At 45.7% G+C, this 22291-nt stretch carries 20 protein-coding genes, 19 tRNA genes, 2 rRNA genes and 1 pseudogene (1 of these 42 cut by a window edge); 8 read left to right on the forward strand and 34 right to left on the reverse strand.

Annotated features, from left to right (window positions below):
* Nucleotides 1–42: 42 nt before the first annotated feature.
* From DNHGIG_RS01970 to DNHGIG_RS01985, 4 genes are all read right to left on the reverse strand, one after another.
* Nucleotides 43–768, reverse strand: coding sequence for a phosphocholine cytidylyltransferase family protein (locus DNHGIG_RS01970; protein ID WP_282198101.1), 726 nt, complete (start codon nt 766–768; stop codon nt 43–45).
* A gap of 1 nt (nt 769) precedes the next feature.
* The gene (locus DNHGIG_RS01975; protein WP_282198102.1) at nt 770–2608 is read right to left on the reverse strand and encodes an aminotransferase class V-fold PLP-dependent enzyme; all 1839 of its coding nucleotides are present in this window, start codon (nt 2606–2608) and stop codon (nt 770–772) included.
* Nucleotides 2605–3318 carry a CDP-alcohol phosphatidyltransferase family protein gene (locus tag DNHGIG_RS01980; RefSeq protein ID WP_282198103.1) on the reverse strand — a complete coding sequence of 238 codons (714 nt, stop codon included), beginning with the start codon at nt 3316–3318 and terminating at the stop codon, nt 2605–2607. The genes DNHGIG_RS01975 and DNHGIG_RS01980 overlap by 4 nt, the downstream gene beginning before the upstream one ends.
* Nucleotides 3319–3487: 169 nt before the next feature.
* Nucleotides 3488–3985, reverse strand: a complete 498-nt coding sequence (locus DNHGIG_RS01985) for a free L-methionine (R)-S-oxide reductase MsrC (RefSeq protein ID WP_282198104.1) — start codon at nt 3983–3985, stop codon at nt 3488–3490.
* Between the two features lie 473 nt (nt 3986–4458).
* On the opposite strand from DNHGIG_RS01985, the pseudogene DNHGIG_RS01990 reads away from it, so the two are divergent.
* The 4 genes and pseudogenes from DNHGIG_RS01990 (at nt 4459) to queC (ending at nt 7365) form a co-directional block, all read left to right on the forward strand.
* Nucleotides 4459–5210, forward strand: a pseudogene (locus DNHGIG_RS01990) (tRNA threonylcarbamoyladenosine dehydratase).
* A 374-nt stretch (nt 5211–5584) separates the two neighbouring features.
* Nucleotides 5585–6010, forward strand: a complete 426-nt coding sequence (queD, locus tag DNHGIG_RS01995) for a 6-carboxytetrahydropterin synthase QueD (RefSeq protein ID WP_282198105.1) — start codon at nt 5585–5587, stop codon at nt 6008–6010.
* Entirely contained in the window at nt 5997–6653 is a 657-nt protein-coding gene (locus DNHGIG_RS02000) for a radical SAM protein (RefSeq protein WP_282198106.1), read from the forward strand. The genes queD and DNHGIG_RS02000 overlap by 14 nt, the downstream gene beginning before the upstream one ends.
* Nucleotide 6654: 1 nt before the next feature.
* Nucleotides 6655–7365 carry a 7-cyano-7-deazaguanine synthase QueC gene (queC, locus tag DNHGIG_RS02005; protein WP_282198107.1) on the forward strand — a complete coding sequence of 237 codons (711 nt, stop codon included), beginning with the start codon at nt 6655–6657 and terminating at the stop codon, nt 7363–7365.
* Nucleotides 7366–7406: 41 nt separating this feature from the next.
* Here the strand turns inward: queC and murC are convergent, their stop codons facing one another.
* The 8 genes from murC to DNHGIG_RS02045 all read right to left on the reverse strand — a co-directional run bounded on the left by murC (nt 7407) and on the right by DNHGIG_RS02045 (nt 15763).
* Nucleotides 7407–8756, reverse strand: coding sequence for a UDP-N-acetylmuramate--L-alanine ligase (gene murC, locus DNHGIG_RS02010; protein WP_282198108.1), 1350 nt, complete (start codon nt 8754–8756; stop codon nt 7407–7409).
* Between the two features lie 238 nt (nt 8757–8994).
* Nucleotides 8995–10278 (reverse strand): EF-P 5-aminopentanol modification-associated protein YfmH, encoded by a 1284-nt coding sequence (gene yfmH / locus DNHGIG_RS02015; RefSeq protein WP_282198109.1) that lies wholly within the window; start codon nt 10276–10278, stop codon nt 8995–8997.
* Complete coding sequence (gene yfmF, locus DNHGIG_RS02020; protein WP_282198110.1) at nt 10271–11557, reverse strand: EF-P 5-aminopentanol modification-associated protein YfmF; 1287 nt, start codon at nt 11555–11557, stop codon at nt 10271–10273. Before yfmF ends, yfmH begins: the two co-directional genes overlap by 8 nt.
* A gap of 259 nt (nt 11558–11816) precedes the next feature.
* Nucleotides 11817–12050 (reverse strand): hypothetical protein, encoded by a 234-nt coding sequence (locus tag DNHGIG_RS02025; RefSeq protein ID WP_282198111.1) that lies wholly within the window; start codon nt 12048–12050, stop codon nt 11817–11819.
* A gap of 346 nt (nt 12051–12396) precedes the next feature.
* Complete coding sequence (locus DNHGIG_RS02030) at nt 12397–12687, reverse strand: hypothetical protein (RefSeq protein WP_282198112.1); 291 nt, start codon at nt 12685–12687, stop codon at nt 12397–12399.
* 95 nt (nt 12688–12782) lie between these two features.
* The gene (locus DNHGIG_RS02035; RefSeq protein ID WP_282198113.1) at nt 12783–14267 is read right to left on the reverse strand and encodes an AGE family epimerase/isomerase; all 1485 of its coding nucleotides are present in this window, start codon (nt 14265–14267) and stop codon (nt 12783–12785) included.
* 102 nt (nt 14268–14369) lie between these two features.
* Nucleotides 14370–14597 carry a hypothetical protein gene (locus DNHGIG_RS02040; protein WP_282198114.1) on the reverse strand — a complete coding sequence of 76 codons (228 nt, stop codon included), beginning with the start codon at nt 14595–14597 and terminating at the stop codon, nt 14370–14372.
* Nucleotides 14594–15763, reverse strand: a complete 1170-nt coding sequence (locus DNHGIG_RS02045; protein WP_282198115.1) for an NAD(P)/FAD-dependent oxidoreductase — start codon at nt 15761–15763, stop codon at nt 14594–14596. Before DNHGIG_RS02045 ends, DNHGIG_RS02040 begins: the two co-directional genes overlap by 4 nt.
* A 198-nt stretch (nt 15764–15961) precedes the next feature.
* On the opposite strand from DNHGIG_RS02045, the gene DNHGIG_RS02050 reads away from it, so the two are divergent.
* Entirely contained in the window at nt 15962–16885 is a 924-nt protein-coding gene (locus tag DNHGIG_RS02050; RefSeq protein WP_282198116.1) for a selenium metabolism-associated LysR family transcriptional regulator, read from the forward strand.
* Between the two features lie 125 nt (nt 16886–17010).
* Here DNHGIG_RS02050 and DNHGIG_RS02055 read toward each other — a convergent pair.
* The 3 genes from DNHGIG_RS02055 to DNHGIG_RS02065 form a co-directional block, all read right to left on the reverse strand.
* Nucleotides 17011–17087 (reverse strand) — tRNA-Pro (locus DNHGIG_RS02055).
* A gap of 5 nt (nt 17088–17092) precedes the next feature.
* Nucleotides 17093–17182: transfer RNA gene (locus DNHGIG_RS02060), tRNA-Ser, on the reverse strand.
* 123 nt (nt 17183–17305) lie between these two features.
* Nucleotides 17306–17863, reverse strand: a complete 558-nt coding sequence (locus DNHGIG_RS02065; RefSeq protein WP_282198117.1) for a UbiX family flavin prenyltransferase — start codon at nt 17861–17863, stop codon at nt 17306–17308.
* A 128-nt stretch (nt 17864–17991) separates the two neighbouring features.
* Here DNHGIG_RS02065 and DNHGIG_RS02070 point away from each other — a divergent pair, with 128 nt between their 5' ends.
* The 3 genes from DNHGIG_RS02070 (at nt 17992) to DNHGIG_RS02080 (ending at nt 20034) form a co-directional block, all read left to right on the forward strand.
* Nucleotides 17992–18117, forward strand: a complete 126-nt coding sequence (locus DNHGIG_RS02070; protein WP_282198118.1) for a hypothetical protein — start codon at nt 17992–17994, stop codon at nt 18115–18117.
* Nucleotides 18118–18509: 392 nt separating this feature from the next.
* Nucleotides 18510–19367: an AraC family transcriptional regulator gene (locus DNHGIG_RS02075; RefSeq protein ID WP_282198119.1), complete on the forward strand. Its 858-nt coding sequence runs from the start codon at nt 18510–18512 to the stop codon at nt 19365–19367.
* A gap of 121 nt (nt 19368–19488) precedes the next feature.
* Nucleotides 19489–20034, forward strand: coding sequence for an SRPBCC family protein (locus DNHGIG_RS02080; protein ID WP_282198120.1), 546 nt, complete (start codon nt 19489–19491; stop codon nt 20032–20034).
* A gap of 217 nt (nt 20035–20251) precedes the next feature.
* On the opposite strand, the gene DNHGIG_RS02085 is transcribed toward DNHGIG_RS02080, so the two are convergent.
* The 19 genes from DNHGIG_RS02085 to DNHGIG_RS02175 all read right to left on the reverse strand — a co-directional run.
* Nucleotides 20252–20325 (reverse strand) — tRNA-Gly (locus DNHGIG_RS02085).
* A gap of 6 nt (nt 20326–20331) precedes the next feature.
* Nucleotides 20332–20414: transfer RNA gene (locus DNHGIG_RS02090), tRNA-Leu, on the reverse strand.
* Between the two features lie 4 nt (nt 20415–20418).
* Nucleotides 20419–20495 (reverse strand) — tRNA-Pro (locus DNHGIG_RS02095).
* A 37-nt stretch (nt 20496–20532) separates the two neighbouring features.
* Nucleotides 20533–20609, reverse strand: a tRNA-Ile gene (locus DNHGIG_RS02100).
* Nucleotides 20610–20612: 3 nt separating this feature from the next.
* A tRNA-Gly gene (locus DNHGIG_RS02105) sits at nt 20613–20686 on the reverse strand.
* Nucleotides 20687–20698: 12 nt separating this feature from the next.
* Nucleotides 20699–20790, reverse strand: a tRNA-Ser gene (locus DNHGIG_RS02110).
* 3 nt (nt 20791–20793) lie between these two features.
* A tRNA-Leu gene (locus DNHGIG_RS02115) sits at nt 20794–20877 on the reverse strand.
* 19 nt (nt 20878–20896) lie between these two features.
* A tRNA-Pro gene (locus DNHGIG_RS02120) sits at nt 20897–20973 on the reverse strand.
* A 4-nt stretch (nt 20974–20977) separates the two neighbouring features.
* Nucleotides 20978–21064 (reverse strand) — tRNA-Leu (locus tag DNHGIG_RS02125).
* A 3-nt stretch (nt 21065–21067) separates the two neighbouring features.
* Nucleotides 21068–21142 (reverse strand) — tRNA-Gln (locus DNHGIG_RS02130).
* A gap of 11 nt (nt 21143–21153) precedes the next feature.
* Nucleotides 21154–21230: transfer RNA gene (locus DNHGIG_RS02135), tRNA-Met, on the reverse strand.
* 5 nt (nt 21231–21235) lie between these two features.
* A tRNA-Tyr gene (locus tag DNHGIG_RS02140) sits at nt 21236–21319 on the reverse strand.
* Between the two features lie 4 nt (nt 21320–21323).
* Nucleotides 21324–21399 (reverse strand) — tRNA-Thr (locus tag DNHGIG_RS02145).
* A gap of 6 nt (nt 21400–21405) precedes the next feature.
* Nucleotides 21406–21481 (reverse strand) — tRNA-Phe (locus tag DNHGIG_RS02150).
* Nucleotides 21482–21484: 3 nt separating this feature from the next.
* A tRNA-Met gene (locus DNHGIG_RS02155) sits at nt 21485–21560 on the reverse strand.
* Between the two features lie 66 nt (nt 21561–21626).
* A tRNA-Ala gene (locus tag DNHGIG_RS02160) sits at nt 21627–21702 on the reverse strand.
* An 87-nt stretch (nt 21703–21789) separates the two neighbouring features.
* Nucleotides 21790–21865 (reverse strand) — tRNA-Thr (locus DNHGIG_RS02165).
* Between the two features lie 10 nt (nt 21866–21875).
* Nucleotides 21876–21992, reverse strand: a 5S ribosomal RNA gene (gene rrf / locus DNHGIG_RS02170).
* Between the two features lie 63 nt (nt 21993–22055).
* Nucleotides 22056–22291 (reverse strand): 23S ribosomal RNA (locus DNHGIG_RS02175); it runs 2819 nt beyond the window's last position.

Consider the following 22291-nt stretch of genomic DNA (forward strand, 5'->3'; position numbering starts at 1 on the left):
AAAAGAACCTGCTTCCCCGAATGGGGGCAGGTTCTTTTTCTGTTAAGCAAACTTTTCTACCGCACGCTTCAAATCGTTCTGATCGTCTACTTCCACCCAAGGGAGGTCACCGATATCGATCACGCCCAATTTCCAACCTTCTTTCAGATATTCTTGAAACGCACGTTCGTAGTAATCATTGACGATCCCTGCGTCGACGAGCTTTGTGAGGTGTTCGACAATGGCTTGTGCATCCTCACGTACAATATGATTCAGCCCGAGCGATTCCCCATCTCCCTCTTGAAGCGGAATCTCTTTTGACAATCGTACGATATGACCATTTTTGTCTAATACGAATTTCATTGCTTCCTCATCGATCCGCGATTTCATGTCCACCGCAAGGACACTCGTTTCGGAACGGGATACTCGATCCAAAACTTGCGGATCGAGAAGAAGGTCGCCATCTACCAGCAAGAAACCATCGATCAGGAATTCTCTCGCGCACCATAATGAATACCCATTATTTGTACGGTCATACGATTCATTATGTACGATTCTCACCAACAAATCGTGTGCCCGATTCCACTGTTCGACAAACTTCTCGACTTGTTCATGCAAATAACCGGTGATCACGACGGCTTCCTCGAAGCGTCCTTTTAACTGCTCCGCCTGTATAAGCAGGCGCTCAAGGATGGATTGATCTCCAACCTTGATCAAACATTTGGGCTGATGATCCGTCAACGGTCGAAGACGTGACCCGATTCCCGCCGCAAGTATGACTAAACGCATGCTAGCAATCCTCCCCTACTGCAATTTCTGCCAAATGGTTTGTAATCCCCTGCTCCAAAAGATCCAAAAAGGCTGAAATGTGTTCTTTTTTTACATGACCTATATTTGCAATCTGAAAAGCCTTTCCGAGATAGGGACCTTTCCCGCGATAAATCACGAAGTTATGCTTTTTGATCCACTCATGAAAAGCTTCGACATCGATCCCATCCGGGTAGAAAACCGTTGTAAGAACGCGCGACATCAGTGATTCATCGATCACGAACGACAACCCTAATTGTTTTAGACGTTTCCGTACCAAACTGCTTAAATGGGCATAATGTTCCATGCGTTTCTGTAACGTATCACGCAGAAGCTCATCCAAGGCGGCCTCCAACGCGAAGAACAAAGAAACGGCAGGCGTATTCGGCGTCTGAGAGTACAGTTCCTCATATTCGTAGTGACGGTAGAGATCCAAATAGCGCGTGCGCGGTTGGGCATTACGCAAAGCGACGAAAGAGGACTTCTTCCCGCACACGAAAGCAAGACCCGGGAGAGAAGCTATCGCTTTGTTGGCGGATGCCGTACAGAAAGTAATTCCTGCTTCCTCCACAGAAAGGTCCTCCGCCCCGAGCGAAGAGACAGCGTCAACGAGAAAATCCACTTGGTGCTCTTGCAACAACGCGCCCATCTCATAGATTGGATTTAACATCCCTGTGGATGTCTCATGATGAACCATCATCAGAGCGTCCACGTGTTCCCGTTCGATGATTGTTTCCACTTGTTGAAGGTCAATCGCTTCCCCCCACCCGAACTCAATAGGGACGACATCCAGGTCATGACAACGGGCGATGTCAATCAAACGATTGCCGAACTCACCGTTCGACACAATCGCGATTTTTTTTCCAGGCCCGTAAGAAGAAAGCACTGCTTCGTTTGCCGCCGTACCGGAACCGGTCAGAATCACATTGGTATAGTGATTCGATTTGACCCCAAATACCTTGTTCAGTTTTTGTCTCGTTCTTGCTAATGTCTCGATAAACTCTGTCTCCCGATGACCAATATCCGAATGAAGGAGAGCCGATTTGACATGCTGTGAAACCATAACAGGCCCCGGACACAAAAGAATTTGTTCAGAGACGACAGGGGCCGGTCGTTTGGAAGCAAAATTTTTCACCGCTTCCAAGTAATCGGTTACAAAATCGACTTCAATCCAGGAACCATGTTCAACCGGCAGCAATGAAAAACGATGTGTGCCGGAAATCCGGTTGATCGCCTCTTCATAATAGGAAAGCTTCGATCCATGAAGTTCCTCACGCAAAACCGCAAAAAACGCTTCTCCCGCCTCCTCATCGAAGCGTACGATCCCAATAAATTCTCCCAGTGACTTTTCTGTCGGAATCTCTTTGCTAAGATAAACGGAATGATCCCTTATACACACTTTCATTTCTTCCGGCGAAGAAATCGCCTTCGATTCAAAAAAAAGTGTATTTCCCTTCGACGAGCAGGCTTGGTCAAACAAGTGGTCTGCAGCAACGACATCCCCGTCGATGAGGAAGAATGACTCCCCTTCCACGTAAGGAGCAGCCAGAAAAGCGGAGTGAGCCGTGTTCGTGACCGCATAATCCTTATTTTCGATGAAGCGAATCGGAACGGTGGAGTGCAGGGAAATGACATGTTCGCGAATCGCATCCGCTTCATAACCGACCACGATGAAGATCTCGTCAATGCCTCTTTGCGACAATTGTCCGATTAAACGGCTTACAATCGTTTCAGATCCGATCGGCAGGAGCGCTTTCGGCAAATGTTGCGATACGGGTGCCAACCGCTCACCGCTTCCGGCAGCTAAAATTACAGCTTTCACACGTGTCCACCTCTCTTCGCAGCATAATATCGCATCCAGCCTTTCAACGGTTTATAGATGGCCATGAGACCTGCCAACAGCACGATTCCGTACAACGTATATTTGGCTCCGAGAATGATGGCTCCGACCACCACGAAGAAATATTGCTCATCGATCGAAAAATCGATCACAACACGCTTCACCGGTCCGAGTCGTGGAGATTCTTGCACGGAAGCGGATGCTGACGCGGATTCAACCGAAGGTATGGCACGGTTCATTTGTCCGTAATACTCCAGCAAAAACAAGAAAAAAAGCGCCAAGAGTGCGGCGAGAAATACTGACGTATCCCCCGTTTGCCGATAATTCCCATAGGCTAATGACGTAACATAAGCGAAGTCTTTGATCCGGTCACACATCTGATCCAACCAACCGCCAAACGGACTGGTTTGCCCGGTAAATCTTGCGAGCTGGCCGTCACACCAATCGAGCACATAGGATACATATAAAAGAAACGCACCGATCACAACGTATAGGGTTTCACCGACGAGGAAAAGACTTGTGGCCACCAGTGCAATGGCGAGCGAGAGAAGCGTCAAGACATTGGGATGCCATCCCCAACTGGCTGCCCGTTCGGTAATCGGTGTAGATAACCATGTATAACATTTTCCAAGGTAATAATTGGAATATTTAGTTACTGATTCAATCTGTTGGTAACGTTCCCTGATGGACACTTTCGATCCTCCTATCAATTAACTGTTCGCTGACAAGCATACATGGTTTCCTTTAAGAAAACAACACCATTTCTTTAAAAAAGCTTTACAATTAATATAGACCAAAACTGCGCCCTTCGCATCAGGGCGCAGTCCGCGTGCAGATGTTTTCGCTATTTGAAACATCGATTCATGCCATCTTCGACCAATCGATATGTTTATGTAAGACTTCTATAAATGCTTCAAGGTAATCGCGGTCGATTTCGTCGAAACGGCCCATGGTCGGGCTGTCGATGTCCAGAACACCGATGAGCCGTTCACCATCCATGATCGGAACGACGATTTCGGAACAGGATGCCGCATCACATGCGATATGCCCGGGAAACTCATGCACATTGGGCACGAGATATGTTTGACGATCCCTCGCAGCACTGCCGCATACCCCTTTTCCCAACGGAATGCGAATACAGGCGGGTTTTCCCTGAAAAGGTCCCAAAATCAATTGCTGTTCTCTCCATAAATAAAACCCTGCCCAATTAATATCAGGGAGTTGCATCCATAACAGAGCAGCCGCATTGGAGAGGTTTGCTAGCCAATCGCTTTCCCCCGCCAACAGATGCTCGGTTTGTTCCAACAATTGTTCATACATCGCTTTTTTGTCTCCCGTGATCTTTGCAAAATGAAACATTGTCCTCATCTCCCCTCCCATATCTTTACTTTATCACAGCTTACTAAAAGATGCTTCAATCCTCGTACATTTCTTTAAAAACTTCGTCCGGTGCCAGTCACAAGAGCCGTTTTCCCTTGCAAGCAGAACAAATTTCCAAATTCATACTCCCTTTCGACGAAAATAGGTTACTGCCCGGTGTCCAAACAGAACCTTCCGTGAATACAGTAACAGAGGTAAAAAATTTTTTCCAAACTTACAATCCCTCGGTTTCCCTTCAATCACCTCCACGAAAGCTTAACACATCCCTTGTGATACCTATGCTTCATAAGGGGGTGATGTATGGCCTGAAGACGCCACTACTTAAAGCCAAGGGATACAGTCGGAAAAATACATTCCCCTCGTTCTTATGGGAATGTATTTTTCTTTTGCCTGATTTTTTGGTATGATGGCGCTTGATGAGGAATCATTCAGGAGTTACAGGAGGCTATCCCATGTTGCATCGTTTTTCACGTACTGAACTTGCCATCGGCCCGGAAGGGCTTGAGAAAATGAAAAAAAGCACCGTTTGCGTTCTCGGGATGGGCGGCGTTGGCTCTTATGCCGCCGAAGCGCTCGCACGAACGGGGATTGGAAAACTGATCCTGGTAGATCGCGATGTGGTCGATATCACAAATATCAATCGCCAGATTCCGGCACTTACGCATACGATTGGACAGGAAAAAGTACTGCTTATGAAAGAAAGGATTTTGCAAATCAATCCTGAGTGCGAAGTCGTGGCACTTCGCATGTTCTACAATGAAGATACCAAAGAAGAAATCTTTACATACCAACCTGATTATGTCGTAGACGCAATCGATACCATCTCGGCAAAAATTCATGTGATCGTCGAATGCAAGAAAAGGGGTATCCCGATCGTCTCTTCCATGGGGGCAGCCAACAAAATGGATCCGACAAAATTTGAAGTGATGGACATTTCGCAAACGAAGATTGATCCGATTGCCAAAGTCCTGCGTCGGGAATTAAAGAGATACGGGATATACAAAGGGGTGAAAGTCGTTTGCTCGACAGAACCGCCGATGAAACCCCGGGAAGATGTTCGTCAAAAATTGTACCGCGAGAGGTTGAAGAAAAACACGGACCGCGCAAAGCAAAGCAACCGCCCGCCTCGATCGCATTCGTTCCATCCGTTGCAGGCTTGATTCTCGCCTCAGTCGTCACCCGTGATTTGTTAACCATAAAGTAATCCATTGCGGAAATGAACTCCTGGTATTCATTCGTACGGACACCTTCTGCAAGGAATAAAGGTTCCAAACTATTCGTACTCGGCAATCCCAAGATCTATGCCTAAATCAACCCCTGTTCGATCATATGTGCCGCTAGACTGCGACGAAGTGAAGACAAGCCCACATGCCCAACGATACCCGCTTTCATACAAATCCCTGCGAATGTCACTTGCATCTGAGCCCGGTTTAACGGGCTCTTTTCATTGTGTGCGGTAGCATTTCATGTGTTTTTCGTCAGAAAGACGAAGAATAAAAATGTCGCAAATCAGGTATCGTATGGTAAGATGAAAGTTAGGCATTTTCATGCACTAGATGAATAGAAGGAGCGTCTTGTATGTCTAACAAGTTACGTTACCATTCAAAGGAAGTGACTGTAACCAAGATCTTTACATTTGATTCGGCTCATCGCTTGGACGATTATGTCGGCAAATGTGCAAATTTGCACGGTCATACGTATAAGCTGGAAGTTTCATTTCGCGGCAAGACGGATGATAGGGGAATCGTTGTCGACTTTACGGAAATCAAACGCATCGTCAATGAACAGATTCTTGCAAAATACGACCACCAATTTTTAAATGATCATTTTTCCTTCAACACAACGGCAGAAAATATGGTCGTTTTCTTTTTTGAATTGATTGATTCCTATCTGAAGAAAATAGATTCGAACCAAGGGGTACAACTTGTAAAAGTGCGTCTTTGGGAAACACCTACCTGTTACGCGGAAATCGACCGGGAGGCATTCGATCGTGAAGGTGAATGAGATATTCTTTTCCATACAAGGAGAATCATCATCGATAGGTCTCCCTACCATTTTTGTACGTTTTACCGGTTGCAATTTACGTTGTACCTATTGTGATACCAAATATTCGTATTTTGAGGGGGATCCGGATACTCCGCAGGGAATTATGGAGAAGATCCGCAACTATCCGATCAAACGCGTCTGCCTCACCGGAGGGGAACCGCTCATACAACCCCGTTCGGAAATGCAAGAACTGCTTGATCTCCTCTATGCGGAACAATACGAGGTTTCCATAGAGACAGACGGATCCGTTGACATATCAAAAGTCAAACTCCATAACAAACAACGATTTATTCTCGATATGAAGGTTCCCTCGTCAGGCATGTCGGAAAAGATGGATTTTGAAAATCTAAAACGCATCATACCCGAACGGGATGAGATCAAGTTTGTAGTCGGGAACCGTGAGGATTATGAATGGTCCGTTCAGCTCATTCGCGAGCATGGCCTTGATCCACGCAAGGGCTATCGTTTGATTTTCTCGCCCATTTTCGGTGAGATTTCTCCCCGGGATCTGGTGGAATGGATATTGGCAGACCATTTGGATGCCCGCTTCCAAGTTCAATTGCACAAGATCATTTGGGATCCGCAGCAAAGAGGTGTATAAGATGACAGAAAAACAGAAAGCGGTGGTCATTCTTTCGGGAGGCTTGGATTCTACAACCTGTATGGCGGTTGCCAAGCATCGGGGATTTGAAATTTGGCCACTTACATTTTTTTACGGTCAAAAACACTCGATTGAGTTGGAATCCGCAAAAAAAGTCGTTCAGGCATACGGACTGAAAGAGAGACACTTTATCGCCAATCTGAACGGAATCATCCGTGGTTCTTCTCTCACTGATGAAGACAAGGAGATTCCGCTTGACCGTTCCGAGGAAGAAATGAGCAAGGAGATTCCCAATACGTACGTTCCGGCCCGCAACATCATCTTTCTCTCCATCGCCCTTTCTTATGCTGAATCGATCGACGCAAGGGCGATATTCATCGGAGTTAACGCGTTAGACTATTCGGGATACCCGGACTGTAGACCTGAGTTTATCCGCGCTTTTCAAGAAGTGATCAATAAAGGAACGGTAGCCGGGGCACACGGAAAAGGAATCCGTATTGAAACACCACTGGAAAACATGACAAAAGGGGATATCGTCCGTCTGGGAATGGAACTGCATGCGCCGCTTGAGCTCACCCATTCTTGTTATTCGGGAACCCATCCTTCCTGCGGCATGTGCGACTCCTGCCAATTGCGTATCAAAGGTTTCAAGGAAGCAGGTATCATCGATCCCATCCCCTATGCGATTGACATTGATTGGGAAGTGAAATAAACGATAAAAAAGCCAGGAGACTCTCCCGGCTTTTCTTTTTATCAACTTCCCATATAAAGAAGACGGCTTTGCAGAACTTTTTCGCCTTCCTTGTAAATATCCCCTGCCCCCATCGTGAGGAAAACGTGAGGCTCTTTCTTCTTGGCTTCTTCGCAAATCCATGAAGTGAGTTGGGTTTTCGGAATATAGGTAACCCGTGGATGGTGTTTCTTTGTTTCCTCAACCAATTCGCCGATATCCATCACCTGATCTTTTTCCCGTTCCGACGCAAAGATGTCGGTCAATATCACGCGATCCGCCGATTGAAACGACTGGGCAAACTCCCGTAAAAGAGATTTCGTGCGCGTATAGGTATGCGGTTGGAAAATAGTCACTACTTCTGCTTCAGGGAAATTTTCCTTAACAGCACGCAACGTCACGCGGATCTCCGTCGGATGATGAGCATAATCATCATAAATCAGGTTTCGATTCAATTCGCCCTTGAATTCAAGTCTGCGTTTGACACCGCAATACGATAACAATGTAGAGCGCATCACTTCAGCATTCACATTGTAGAACAAACCGACGGAAACCATCGCCAATGCGTTCAGCACGTTATGGTCTCCAAGTAACGACATACGCATTTCTCCCAGATGGCGTCCGAAAGCATACACATGGAAACGCCCTGGTTCAATCTTTTCGGCATAGACATCATTGCTCTTATCAAAACCGAATGTGATTTTCCTTGCTGGAGAAACCAATTGTTTCGCCAGATTATCCCCGCAAACGATCAATGCCCCGTCGGAAGGTAAGGTGTTCGCCAGGTGCTGAAACGCATCGAACGTATCTTCGATGTCTTTAAAGTAATCGGGATGATCGTAATCTATGTTCGTAACGACCATCACACGGCCCTTATAGTGATGGAAATGCCGTCTGTACTCACAGGCTTCTAAGATCAGGTGCGATCCTTTACCTGCACGCGTATTGTTCTTCAAGGACTCAATATAAGAACCAACCACGATCGAGGGATCAAGTCCCGCCTCCATAAACAACGAGCCCACAAGCCCCGTTGTTGTGGTCTTACCATGGGTTCCTGTAATGAGTATCGATTCGTACTCCTTTGTTAATTCACCGAGCAAACGGGGATACGAGTAAATCGGTATCCCGAGCTCCTTCGCTTTGGATAATTCCGGATGTGTCATGTTATACGCTGCCGATGAACAAACTAAATCTACTCCCCGCACGTTCTCTTCATCGAAAGGGAGCACCTCGATCCCCGCGCGCTTAAGCAGTTGATCAGTAAAAAAAGTCTCTTCAACGTCACTTCCGGTCACATGATGGCCCTTATGTTTATATAACTGAGCCAGCGAGCTCATACCTGACCCTTTTATTCCTGTGAAATGAATCCGCATATCAGGTGCCCTCCAACAAATACATATCCTAGTCAAATTCCTCTTATAAGTGTGCCCTTGTATGGCGCAATTTACAAGGGCCTTTATTCCCGATTGTTGTCGAACTAATGATACGAGAAACGCTAGGATTTCGCAAACGCGGGTATTTTCTAACTCTCTACCCCTTAGATTGTAACTTATGCAAAGATAAAAGAAATTGGTGACAACAACGTGTACATATACACACCTGACGTAACGTCTATTTCGGCCAAACAATCGAAACCGCCTGTGCATCTTGAAGGAAATAATTGCGCAAGCGATCGTTCACCATGTCTAATGTCATCTCTTGTAGGATAGGTAGCGTATCGAAAAAGTCGACATCTTTGAAGCGATAGGATGTGAAATTTCGCGCAATATACCTTGGTGAATCGAGCCCCTCAAGAAATTTTCCGATCATCTTTTTGCGGCTTCGTTGAAAATCTTCCTCAGTGATTCCTCGTTCTTTGGTTTTCTCGATATAATCCTGAATCGTTTGCATGAGTCGGTCGGGATCTTTCGTATTTCCGCCGATCACAGAAAAACCATAGGTAGGCGTGACTTCATACTCCCAGGAAAAACCGCGGTCAATCAAACCTTCGTTGTATAACAGATTGAACAATTCCGCACTCCGTGAAAAAAGGCAATCAAAGACGACAGCGGTGACCATCTCCCGTTCCAGAAGAGAACGGCCAGAAACCCCCGGATTGACTTCTTTATAGCCAAACAAACAACGGGGAAGCGAGACGGATAAATGGGTTTCCACCCTCGGATTCGCAACGGTCGGTGGTTCTTCAGGAAAAAACCGCTTGATTTCCGCTTGACGAGAAAACGTTTTTTTCGCCTGGTTCTCCCTGATCTTTTCAATGACTTCTTCAGGCTTGACAGGACCGACGATGAAAAAAGCCATGTTGCTTGGATGATAAAACGTCTGAAAACAAGTCGTTAACATTTCCTTGGTGATCTGTGAAATACTATCGATCGTACCTGCAATATCGATTTTTATCGGGTGGTTTTTAAATAACCCTTGCAAGACTCCAAAGTAAGAACGCCACTCGGGGTTATCATCATACATTCGGATTTCCTGCCCGATGATCCCCTTTTCTTTTTCGACATTTTCATCGGTTAAATACGTCTCCTGACACATATTTAACAGAATCTCGATATTTTCCATAATATGATCCGTTGCGGAGAACAGATATGTCGTAATATCAAATGATGTAAAAGCGTTCGCTGATGCCCCGTACTTTGCATACAGGTTAAAAACATCCCCTTCTTCCCGCTCGAACATTTTGTGTTCCAAGAAATGGGCGATCCCGTCAGGAACAACGGTTGGCTGATCTTCCCCGGGGATGACGAACTCCCGGTCAATCGAACCATACTTTGTCGAGAATGTGGCAAACGCCTGTTTAAAATCCGGCTTAGGAAGCACATACACCTGTAATCCGTTATCGAGAGTTTCTTGAAAAATCGTTTCCCCTAATTGCCCGTATGTCTTCTCATGCATGTGCACGTTCCTCCTTGTCACGCAAGAAATAGATGGTATCCAGACTGATTTGCTTAGCCACTTCGACAACATCCTCAATGGTGACACGAGCGACTTGCTCGCAAAGATCCTCCGGAATCCACTGCCGTCCTGCTACCAACCCGTTCAAATATATATCGATCATGGCCTCCGGTGAATCCATCAACGTGCGGAACTGGTTAATCAGACCGTTCTTCGTGAATTCCAGTTCGCGTTCATCGATCTGCCCGTTTCTCATCGCTTCGAATTGTTCTTTAATAATCGAGACAGCCTTTTCGTAATTGGCAATTTCAATACCGGACTGGACGTAAAGAAGCCCTTTAATCGAATCGAGACGGCTGGATGCGTAATAGGCAAGCGACGATTTTTCTCTCACGTTTACAAATAGCTTCGAATGTGGGAACCCCCCGAATATCCCATTATAGACCAGTAATGCCGGATATTGATCCGATTGGTATGTAAGACCTCCCGTACGAAAGCCGATGTTTAACTTTCCTTGCGTTACATCCTGGCGGTCAATCACTTCTTTGACATCTTTCGCTCGGGGAACGATTTGCGGTGCTTGTAATTGGCGGACGGATGCCCTTTCCAATTGTAGCTTGGATGCAAACAAGTTCCACACCCTTTCCGGTTCCACATGACCAACGACCATCAAATTCATGGGTGCCGTGCGCAACAAGTCCCGATAAGCATCATACAGCGTTTGTGCATCGATTTTTTGTAAATCTTCTTTCTGTCCGAGTCTGGGAATCGCATAACGTTCACCTTTTGTCATCTCAGACAAACAGCGTTCTACAGCATACTGAATCTTATCGTCAAACAAGGAATCGATTCGCTTGATATGCTGTTCCTTTTCTTTCTCAAGAAAATCTTTTACAAACGCCCCATCTTCCAATGCCGGTCGTAGAAGGACATCCACGAGTAAATCGATCCCTTGCTCAAGCAGTGGTTCACCAGTCCCCAAATATTTTTCATTGGCGATTTTCATTTGAAACTCGATCACCTGTTGCTCTCCCTTTTTAGCTACGCCCACGGAGAGTGATGCCCCGTACAAGTTTGCCAGTGTCTGTTGAATATGTTCCGACTGCGGATACGTTTGTGAACCGCGCATCAAAACATGTGGAATTAATGCAACCTTCGTTGCCTTGTCTTCTTCCAGATCGGTTTGCAGATTTACAGCGATGGTCGTCATCTTAAATTTCTCCGTAGGCAAGACATGAACAGACAATCCATTCCATCCCCGTGTTACGAAGTTTTTCATTAACATCCATCCTCTCATGAAGCTAACATAAAAAAAGGCTTCGATCGTAGCACTTCAATCTCATGTTAAACGATTCAAAAAAGAAGCTTTTATAACGTCCTTCCAAATCTCATAAGTTCCCCATCCGTTAACAAAACGTATGAATGACGGCTCACAATCATCCCTGACACATCATTTTATACAGGTAGAATTTACGTACCAGGAAAAATTATGTATAGATAAGACCCTACCTTTCATCGGCAGGGTCTATATATCCTCTCTATCCACGCTTCAATTGACTTCTTACAGCTGCCTGAGCAACGTCGAAATCCAACCTGGTTATAATCGTGGATTCACGAATCCAATTCTGTACTTCGCGACTCATCAATGGCGACACATATTTGGGTGTTCCATACTTCTCGATCAATTCTTTCTTCGTGATCGAATGACGTGACATACAATGATAATTCGTCAAGATCTCCATAAGCTCTCCACATGCCGGACATTGAAACATCAGCATTCCTCCTATATGGCAGAGACAAAAAATCATCTGCCGAATAAGGGTTTCACTGCACAACCGGACAAACATATAACGAACAGTCCCGTCGTGACTGCCACTGGTTTGATGAGTTATGGCGAATATCAATCATCAATATTTTTTTACACTTCCCAGTCTACTTTAAAACATATGAAAGTACAACCCCATTTCATACATTTTACAGATTCTTCATACACTATCATAAAAGGAAAGTCATACTTCCTTTACGTTGTTCTCCAAGACATATCCCATGTAGTAATTCTTGCGGTATGGATGAACAAAAAAAATGAAAGCCCATCCATAGCGAGATGGGCCAACTTCTTTATTTCGTGAGTTTTCCGATAATATCCATGATATATTTGATTACGATGCCAAGCGATGCGAGGTAATAGGCAATTGTTAAAACCCATCCTGTTGGATCCATGGGAATTAGAGATACTAAGATGGTCAATGGAAATACGAGATAGAGAATTCCACTTTGCAGGAAGCCCGCTAATTTTGCAAAACTAAAGGAGTTCGTAGTTATCGCTTTGTATAAACCAGCAAGGATATCAAGGGAAATCAACCCCAGAATGATATACATGGTGTACAACATGAAACCGCTTAAAGCCATCGGATTCACCACCTTTCCATTGGCAAAGCATGTTTTACTATATCCTATGGAACCGGGAAAGGAATGTGTGATAGGCAGAAGCGGATATTGTCACGTTATTCGTGGATCACAGAAAATGTACAAAAAGTCTCTTCTTGTTGTTCTCGCGAAATCAAAATATCGATAAACGGCCTTCCATCCGATAAATATCCGTGTTTAATTTTCGTCGGCAATGAGCAAACAAAGCGAACAAACTGCCCACCAGGTGAAATGATGCGATACGATTCGGTTTCGCTGTGTTCACCCGTCAAAGCGATATGAAGGGTACGTTTGTCTTCCTCATATAATACATCCTTAATCGAAGGATCTCCTTCGTGCAGTTGCCATACGGAAACCGCTTGCGGTTTCAAATGCAAATCACAGAGAGACAAACCTTCCAAGATGGCTGTCAATTGCCATATTTCCCCTAATCCAGCGGCATTTTTCTCCATAGAAGTCCAATCAATCGCATGTGAATGTGGAATAAAAGGAGGTATACATCCATTGGCTTGCTGTTTCGTTAAAACCGCTTGAATCGTTTCAATCGCTTCAAGGAAGTAATCATCTCTTCTTGATAATAAATACGTCCAATAGGTTTGGCATGCGGCATAGATGGACCACCCCAACATTTTATCATCTTTACGATTGTATCCGATTAATCCGTCCTTAAATCTTGCCTCCTGAAGGATCCAATCCGTTGACTGCACCAATTTATCATATCTTTCCTTATCTTCCGTTAAGACGATGTCCCGGGAAATGAAAAACTGTGAATACGTCGTGTGACTCTTATTGCATATTTCTTTCCTCGTTCCTTCTCCATATGGAATCGAATACGGTCCTACGACCCAGGCATGCCGTCTGCCCCCTCCTAGGGCACGAAATCCTTTGTCTAAAAACAAAAAAATCTCTTTGTACCGTTTTCGATATTCTTCACGTCCTGTTAACTTCCATAAAGAATAGAAACCGATAAGGAGTTCTGCGTGATCCGCCAAATAGCGCCGATCATCCGTTTGTCGCCCACGTGTTCCGTAACCGATCTTATATGTTCCCGTTTCGTCACGATTCTTGGGAATTTGCAGCATCAACTTCTCTACCCAAGAATTGTACGTGCTGTCACCTGTTATGTGCCAATAACGATATACGCTCAAAGCCAATATGCCCAGGTGATTCGACTCAACCCACCCCGAAGAGCGATTAAAATCCACACTCCACCAATCTTCGATCCCCCGTTTCACAGTTCGTTTGCGGCAGAATTCAATTCCTTCTTTCAGATGTGTCAGGTACATTTCATCGCGTGTCGCTTCAAAAAGAAATGCTTGTGCTTCCATCAGTTTCACGTGCCCAAAAAAACCAAGAGTTTCTCTTTTGCTATTGTTAAACGTGGCTCCGTCATCTTTCCGACGAAACATCACATCGATATATTGATAGAGCTTTTTCAAATGTGATACAAACAATGGCATCACATGATATCCCATGACCGTATCATCACCTCTCTTCGTTACTTTCAACTTCTCTGGAGTTTGAGAGCAAACGAACACACGATTCTCAAAAGATTTCCGCATAGAACTCCGCATATGCATCTCTTCATTATCAGTATTCATAAACCCGCAAGCTTGGGAATAGATGGTCAAAAAAAAAGGCGGTCAAACCGCCTTTTAAAACCATTATATTCTGGAAAAAATGGACATAATACGTTCATATTCTTCTTTTGGCTCGTTAGCGAAGCGTTTACGTGCCCAAGCTTGAACTTCTGCCTTACTCAAAAAATCAAACGTTTCTTCACCATAGATGGAAGAGATTTCTGAAACGACAATCCGTTTCCCATGTACAATGATATTCATCTGATTCCATTTGTCATGTTTGTATACGTTCAGTTGCCGTTTGCGGCTCATTTAAAGATCATTCCGATTTTCGCTAAATAACGGACTTGTGACATATCCTTGATGCGATACGCAATCCATCCTTTGGTCTTGAGGCTTTTGCCTACTTTACCGATCGCATCTTTCCGTCCGAGGGACGCAACGGAACCGAGAAGGTTCGGAACGAATTTCTCTTTTTGCGTTCCTTTAATCGATGCATACAGGTTGGCTGCACAGTTTTCGCCCATTTGGATCGCAATTTGCGCGGTAGGCGGATAAGGACGTCCCGTTTCCTCATTCATGACAAAACAGGAATCACCGATGATGAATACATCTTCATGACCGATAGCACGCAAATATTCATCGACTTTCGCGCGCCCGCGGGGTTCAGTCTCAAATCCTGCATCAATTACAATTTGGCTACCACGCACACCGCCTGTCCAAACCAGTGTTTGTGTCTCAATGATCTCGCCGTTTTTCAAGTGGACCTTTCCAGGTTCCACACGAATGATCGGTACGCCGACCAAGAAGTTGACACCACGTGATTTCAGGCTATGTTCAGCTACTTTTACAAGTTCTTCGTCGAATCCGGGGAGAATCATTGGCGCAGCTTCCACGTTATAGAGCTTGACCCTCTCGTAAGGAATGTTGTTTTCTTCTGCAAGTTTCGGGAGTGCATCCGCCAACTCGCCTACCAATTCGATACCGGAGAAACCCGCACCTCCGACTACAAACGTTAGCTTATCTGGAGTCGGATCATAATGGTAATCTGCAAAACATTTTTCGATGTGGATACGAATCAATCGCGCCTGATTGATCGATTTGAGAGAAAAACTGTATTCTTTCAGACCAGGAATTCCAAAATACTCCGATTCGCTGCCTAACGAAACGACAAGGTAATCATAAGACAATACTTGTGATTTCAACTTCACTTGCTTCGCTTGTTTATCAATCGCTTCGACCGTATCTTTAATAAACTTAATATTCTTACCTTTTAATACACTCGCCAGAGGAATTCTTATATCACGGTCACTCTTCGCCCCTGCAGCCGATTCATGCAATTGTGTAATCATTTGATGGTAATCATGTTTATTCACGAGAATAATTTCACAATCTCCTGCAGAAGCCAGCTTGTTTAATTTTAAAGCGGTCACTAATCCAGCATAGCCGGCACCCAATATCACTACTTTTTTTGCCATTTCTCCCACCCTGTTTGTGTCATTTTTCACATACTTGCTATTTTTATCATACCAATTTTCAAAGAGAAGTCAACAAATTTTCGACGTTTTTGTGACGTGCTATCTTCCAGCTTTGGTCATTCCTGTTACGGGATGACTTGGAATATATATCAACTTCTGTAGTACAATAGAATTCAGAATAATAATAGAGGTGTTCACATGCTTGATTATCATTTGCTTGTATTTACCACTGTGGCTGAGAAGAAAAATTTCTCTCGCGCCGCGGAGGCGTTGAATCTAACACAGCCTGCAATCTCTTTGCAGATTCAAACGTTGGAAGAACACTACGGGGTACGTTTGTTCGAACGTAGCAACAAGCGCGTAGAATTGACGCGTGCAGGCGAAATTCTTTATGACTATGCGATTCAAATCCTTGGACTCCATAACGAAGCTCAGCAAGCCCTGAACGATCTCATTGGACTTGTCACCGGACGTTTGGTCATCGGTGCGAGCCTCACGATTGGAGAATATGTACTCCCTCGTCTGCTAGCAACGTATACTCAAATGTATCCGAAAGTATCTGTGGAAGTTTTTATCGGCAACACGGAGGAAATCGCAGAACATGCATTATCCAATATGATCGATGTAGGTCTTGTGGAAGGTCCAGTAATTAAAAAGCGTCTTTTGATCACGCCTTTTATGGACGATGAATTGATGTTAATCGTACCTTCGAATCATCGATTGTCCGCTTATTCTTATGTAGAATTAAACGATCTTAGCAACGAAATTTTTATTTTGCGGGAAGCGGGCTCGGGTACGCGCTTCGTCATGGATGAGCTTTTGCATGAACTTCCATTTGAACCCAAAAAGATGATTCAACTTGGATCGACACAATCGATCAAAGAGGCGGTTGAAGCCGGTCTTGGAATCTCGTTTATTTCAAAATGGACCATTCGAAAAGAACTTTCTCTTGGAACCTTGAACGCATTGCGCGTCAAAAATCACGAACTTAAACGCCAGTTTTCGATTCTTTATAAGGAAAATCAGTTTCAATCCCGCGCGGTGACAGAATTTATTCAACTGACAACACAGACGAAAATTCCTGACCCGGTCGACATCCAACATCGACATGAAGAATCTTGATCTTATAAGCCATGAGCATACGCTTGACCTCACGTTGAAGCGATGAGACCATGTTTTCCGGAACTATGTACATGAATGTGAAAAGGAAGAGGTCACACAACTATGTGCCCCTTCCTTTTTCGTTGTGGTCGGAATGCAGGGATTCGAACCCTGGACCTCACGCTCCCGAAGCGTGCGCGCTACCAAGCTGCGCTACATTCCGTCACATGGCGGAGAGAGTGGGATTCGAACCCACGAGACGCTTTCACGCCTACTCGCTTTCGAGGCGAGCTCCTTCGACCACTCGGACATCTCTCCACTCATGGTGATATAAGAATTTGACGGACTATATAATAACAAGGTTCTTTAAGTCTGTCAATAACAAATCATAGATTAAGAAGCATCAAAGATCTGCTTTCAAAAAGATCCTAAGTATTTACCTTACATTCCTGACCAACGCCGAAACAAATCTGCATCAATTCCAAATTGATCCAAGACTTTGCCAACCGTATGATTGATAATGTCATCGATCGAGTTTGGTAAATGGTAAAACGATGGTACTGGCGGCAAAATAATTCCTCCCATTTGCGTAACATGAACCATATGTTGAAGGTGTCCCAAGTGCAATGGCGTCTCCCGAACGACCAATACAAGCTTACGTCTTTCTTTAAGACTCACATCGGCGGCACGCGTTAATAATTCCGAATTAAAACTGGTCGAGATCGCCGACAAAGTCTTGATCGAACATGGTGCGATAACCATGCCGTCGACCTTAAAAGAGCCACTGGATATCGCCGCACCTAGATCTTTATTGTCATATACATAAGAAGCCATCTTGATCACTTCGTCCGGCGTGTAAGTTGTCTCGTATTCGATTGTTTTCGCGGCCGATTCGCTGAGTACGAGATGTGTTTCCACTTCAAGTTTTTGTAAAACTTCCAGCAGGCGTACTCCATAAATGGCTCCGCTGGCTCCTGATATTCCAACTACAATTCGCATCGAAACCTCCTACTTCCTCTATACAGTTTCTTAATCAATGTATCATAAGCGCTGGAAAAGTTAAACGGAATAAAATGAGTGCATGTTCAAAAACTATGGCAAACGAGCATCAGATTAGGAGGGCCACTATGGAGAATTTAGAGGTAGCTGTACACAACATACAGGAATATGTGAAACAACAAGAGAAAAAGGTGTCCGTTTTGAGACGGCATTCGATATCGCTGATCAATTGGGTGTTCCTGTATCCGTCGTGAATCGGGCTTTACAGGGACTCAATCAAAACGAGGAGATTCAATACCCCTACGATTCATCTGAGGTCTTTTAGTTAACTTCTTAACATCGTTTTGTTATACAGAATGTGAGTTATCACATGGTGGTATTCATGAAATCAGAACGCGATTTGAATGTGGATATGATCGTACTAGGTACAGAAAGGTAGACTCGCTTGAATGTAGCAATCCTCAATTTTCGATCCACGATGGTTGAATCACACGTAACGGTAACTTTTGATACGGTTCCCCGTGCTGTCTGTAACGGCAAGTTTATTGTATAATTGAGGAAATGAGATGGAAGCCTGTTCACGGAAAGCACGCAATGACAGGATGGCCCGTTCCATCAGTGATACGATGTTGAACAAAGGGAGGTGATGCGGTTGGAATGGTTACACCGAATGAAAGAGGCGCTTGACCTCATGGAGAAAAAAATGGATGAACGATTGGATATTGAAGAGATTACAAAGGCGGCTTATACGTCACCGTTCCATTTTCAACGCATGTTTTACATGTTAACCGGAATGACGGTGGTCGAATACATGCGAAAACGCAAACTGACATTAGCTGCACAAGAGCTGGCATCGTCATCATCCAAGGTGTTGGACGTAGCGCTTAAATACGGCTATGACTCACCAGAGTCTTTCTCCAAAGCATTTCGGAAAATTCACGGCATTGCGCCTTCGGAGGCTCGTAATCCGGGCGTGAGCCTGAAAGCTTTTCCCCGTATCTCCTTCCATCTGACACTGAAGGGAGACAAGGATATGGATTATCGAATCGTGGAGAAAGAGGCTTTTACGGTCGTCGGCAAGTCTACGAAGGTCTCGTGCCGGGAAGAAGAGCATATGCGCCAAATCCCGAGGTTCTGGGAGGAATGTCTTCGGAATGGCACCACGGACAAGCTGGGCTCTATCAGCACAGACGGGAATTTGCTTGGCATTTGCATGGATATGCAGCCAGATCAGGAAGTTTTCACTTATATGATCGCAACTCGTACCGATCTAACAACACCTTCTGAAGGATTCTTCCTTCGCACGATCCCCGCTTCCACTTGGGCGATCTTCACCTCTGTCGGACCGATTCCAAGCGCCATACAAAATGTGTTCGGCCGAATATTTCAAGAATGGTTTCCCTCTACAGGATATGAACACGCCGAAGCGCCCGAGCTGGAGGTATATCCACCGGGAGATACGACAGCAGATGATTATCGGTGCGAGGTTTGGATTCCCATGTGAAAAAATAAGAAAAAAAGTGACAAGAAAAAGCCTAACAAGGAGTTTCAGCGGTACGACCAAACTTTTTTGGATTGTCGCTATGATTCTTTAAAACAATATTATTTAATTTTGGAGGAATGGCATGACCAATAACAATGCAACAAACAACATCGCATCGAACGATGGCGAACGCGAGTTAGTTATCACGCGCACCTTCGATGCTCCTCGCGAGCTTGTGTTCAAGGCGTGGACCGATCCAGTGCACCTGCAACACTGGTGGGGACCGAAAGGCTTCTCGTTCGGTGTCGCCAAATTAGATCTCCGCCCGGGTGGCATCTTTCACTACAGCATGAGATCACCTGATGGCCACGAAATGTGGGGGAAGTTTATTTTTCAAGAAATCGTTGCGCCGGAGAAAATCGTCTTCGTCAATTCCTTCGCTGATGAGAAAGGCAACATAACTCGGGCACCATTTAGCCCAACGTGGCCGCTCGAAGTATTAAATACGCTTACACTATCCGAGAATGATGGCAAAACCTCACTTATCCTTCGAGGAGGCCCTATAAACGCGACAGAGGAAGAGCATAGGACCTTTGAAGCAGGGTTCGAGTCAATGAAACAAGGTTTTAGCGGAACCTTTGATCAGCTCGCGGATTACCTGGCGAGGATGTATCCAACTCGAATTTAGCCGTCTTGCGCATAAAAAAAGAGCACCGACTATCGGTGTTTTTTCTTTACCCCGGTTCTTTTCGCCAAATTGAACAGCAGGTAAGTTGCACTCTTCTGCCCGTTAGCCCGTTATTTAAATAACTAGTTATCACGTAGGTTACTAGCTTTGATGATTGCGGTATGAACGTTCAACAAAAACAAAAGACCACCTAGCTGAACTAGATGGTCTTCCTCTTTGGAGCGGGTGATGGGAATCGAACCCACGCCGCCAGCTTGGAAGGCTGGAGTTCTACCATTGAACTACACCCGCAAATTTTGGTGCCGAAGGTGGGACTCGAACCCACACGGTTTCCCGCACGATTTTGAGTCGTGTGCGTCTGCCAATTCCGCCACTTCGGCATAATGGTCGGGATAGCGGGATTTGAACCCACGACCTCACCCACCCCAAGGGTGCGCGCTACCAGGCTGCGCTATATCCCGTCCTGTATGAAGTAATATTGCCTATTACACTTAATACTGGTGGGCCTAAGTGGACTTGAACCACTGACCTCACGATTATCAGTCGTGCGCTCTGGCCAGCTGAGCTATAGGCCCATATGGAGCGGGTGATGGGAATCGAACCCACGCCGCCAGCTTGGGAAGCTGGAGTTCTACCATTGAACTACACCCGCATCGATTTATAATGGCGGAGAGAAAGGGATTCGAACCCTTGAGACGCTGTTAACGCCTACACGATTTCCAATCGTGCTCCTTCGACCAACTCGGACATCTCTCCGTATGGTGTCGAGGGCGGGACTTGAACCCGCACGGGAAACCCACACGCCCCTCAAACGTGCGCGTCTGCCTATTCCGCCACCTCGACGTACTCATGATTTGAAAACTGGTCGGAATGCAGGGATTCGAACCCTGGACCTCACGCTCCCGAAGCGTGCGCGCTACCAAGCTGCGCTACATTCCGCAATTGGTGCGGTCGAGAGGACTTGAACCTCCACGAGTTTGCACTCACAAGAACCTGAATCTTGCGCGTCTGCCAATTCCGCCACGACCGCATCTGGCTGGGGAGGTAGGGATCGAACCTACGCATGACGGAGTCAAAGTCCGTTGCCTTACCGCTTGGCGACTCCCCAAAGTTTACAAATGGTGGCTCGGGGCAGAGTCGAACTGCCGACCTACGGGTTATGAATCCGTCGCTCTCACCAACTGAGCTACCGAGCCATATCTGGTGGAGGGGGTAGGATTCGAACCTACGAAGCTTACGCAACGGATTTACAGTCCGCCCCATTTGGCCACTTTGGTACCCCTCCATACTGGAGCCATCTACCGGACTCGAACCGGTGACCTATTCATTACGAGTGAATCGCTCTACCAACTGAGCTAAGATGGCTTATGGTGGTGGCTCGGGACGGAATCGAACCGCCGACACGAGGATTTTCAGTCCTCTGCTCTACCGACTGAGCTACCGAGCCTTCTGGTTGCGGGGGCAGGACTTGAACCTGCGACCTTCGGGTTATGAGCCCGACGAGCTGCCAACTGCTCCACCCCGCGACGATTATATATCAGTGAGACGCGATTTATCATATCATATTTTATCGATTTAAGTCAAGCATTTTTTGGTGGAGGTAAGCGGATTCGAACCGCTGACCCCCTGCTTGCAAGGCAGGTGCTCTACCAACTGAGCTATACCCCCAAAAGACTGCTTGAATAAAATTCCGTTGTGCCATGAAGACAACTCTTCAAACGAAACTGCGAAGCACACATTCAAATAGCATGATCATGGAGCTTCCTGCCGGGATCGAACCGGCGACCTCATCCTTACCATGGATGCGCTCTGCCAACTGAGCTAAGGAAGCATGTCATTCTGCCTAGTAGCGACCTACTCTCCCAGGGGCTCCCACCCCAAGTACCATTGGCGCTGGAGAGCTTAACTTCCGTGTTCGGGATGGGAACGGGTGTGTCCTCTCCGCCATTGCCACTAGACAGAAGATGTTTGGTGAGGAGGTTCCCTCATAACTGAAAGCGAATGCGACCGCGTATGAGATTTAGGTTAAGCCCTCGACCGATTAGTACGGGTCAGCTCAACACCTCGCGGTGCTTACACCTCCCGCCTATCCACCCTGTCATCTTCAGGGGGTCTTACCTCGTTGACCGAGTGGGAAGTCTTATCTTGAGGGGGGCTTCGCGCTTAGATGCTTTCAGCGCTTATCCCGGCCCGACATAGCTACTCAGCGATGCGGTTGGCACCACAACTGAGACACCAGCGGTCGGTTCATCCCGGT

Origin of the sequence: Collibacillus ludicampi, assembly GCF_023705585.1 — a bacterium.
Classification (GTDB): domain Bacteria; phylum Bacillota; class Bacilli; order Tumebacillales; family BOQE01; genus Collibacillus; species Collibacillus ludicampi.

Coding starts and splice junctions, on each gene's coding strand:
- DNHGIG_RS01970 (WP_282198101.1), bottom strand. CDS start 768: ATGCGTTTAGTCATACTTGCGGCGGGAATCGGGTCACGTCTTCGACCG.
- DNHGIG_RS01985 (WP_282198104.1), bottom strand. CDS start 3,985: ATGTTTCATTTTGCAAAGATCACGGGAGACAAAAAAGCGATGTATGAA.
- queD (WP_282198105.1), top strand. CDS start 5,585: ATGTCTAACAAGTTACGTTACCATTCAAAGGAAGTGACTGTAACCAAG.
- queC (WP_282198107.1), top strand. CDS start 6,655: ATGACAGAAAAACAGAAAGCGGTGGTCATTCTTTCGGGAGGCTTGGAT.
- murC (WP_282198108.1), bottom strand. CDS start 8,756: ATGCGGATTCATTTCACAGGAATAAAAGGGTCAGGTATGAGCTCGCTG.
- yfmH (WP_282198109.1), bottom strand. CDS start 10,278: ATGCATGAGAAGACATACGGGCAATTAGGGGAAACGATTTTTCAAGAA.
- yfmF (WP_282198110.1), bottom strand. CDS start 11,557: ATGAAAAACTTCGTAACACGGGGATGGAATGGATTGTCTGTTCATGTC.
- DNHGIG_RS02025 (WP_282198111.1), bottom strand. CDS start 12,050: ATGTTTCAATGTCCGGCATGTGGAGAGCTTATGGAGATCTTGACGAAT.
- DNHGIG_RS02030 (WP_282198112.1), bottom strand. CDS start 12,687: ATGGCTTTAAGCGGTTTCATGTTGTACACCATGTATATCATTCTGGGG.
- DNHGIG_RS02035 (WP_282198113.1), bottom strand. CDS start 14,267: ATGCGGAAATCTTTTGAGAATCGTGTGTTCGTTTGCTCTCAAACTCCA.
- DNHGIG_RS02040 (WP_282198114.1), bottom strand. CDS start 14,597: ATGAGCCGCAAACGGCAACTGAACGTATACAAACATGACAAATGGAAT.
- DNHGIG_RS02045 (WP_282198115.1), bottom strand. CDS start 15,763: ATGGCAAAAAAAGTAGTGATATTGGGTGCCGGCTATGCTGGATTAGTG.
- DNHGIG_RS02050 (WP_282198116.1), top strand. CDS start 15,962: ATGCTTGATTATCATTTGCTTGTATTTACCACTGTGGCTGAGAAGAAA.
- DNHGIG_RS02065 (WP_282198117.1), bottom strand. CDS start 17,863: ATGCGAATTGTAGTTGGAATATCAGGAGCCAGCGGAGCCATTTATGGA.
- DNHGIG_RS02070 (WP_282198118.1), top strand. CDS start 17,992: ATGGAGAATTTAGAGGTAGCTGTACACAACATACAGGAATATGTGAAA.
- DNHGIG_RS02075 (WP_282198119.1), top strand. CDS start 18,510: ATGCGGTTGGAATGGTTACACCGAATGAAAGAGGCGCTTGACCTCATG.
- DNHGIG_RS02080 (WP_282198120.1), top strand. CDS start 19,489: ATGACCAATAACAATGCAACAAACAACATCGCATCGAACGATGGCGAA.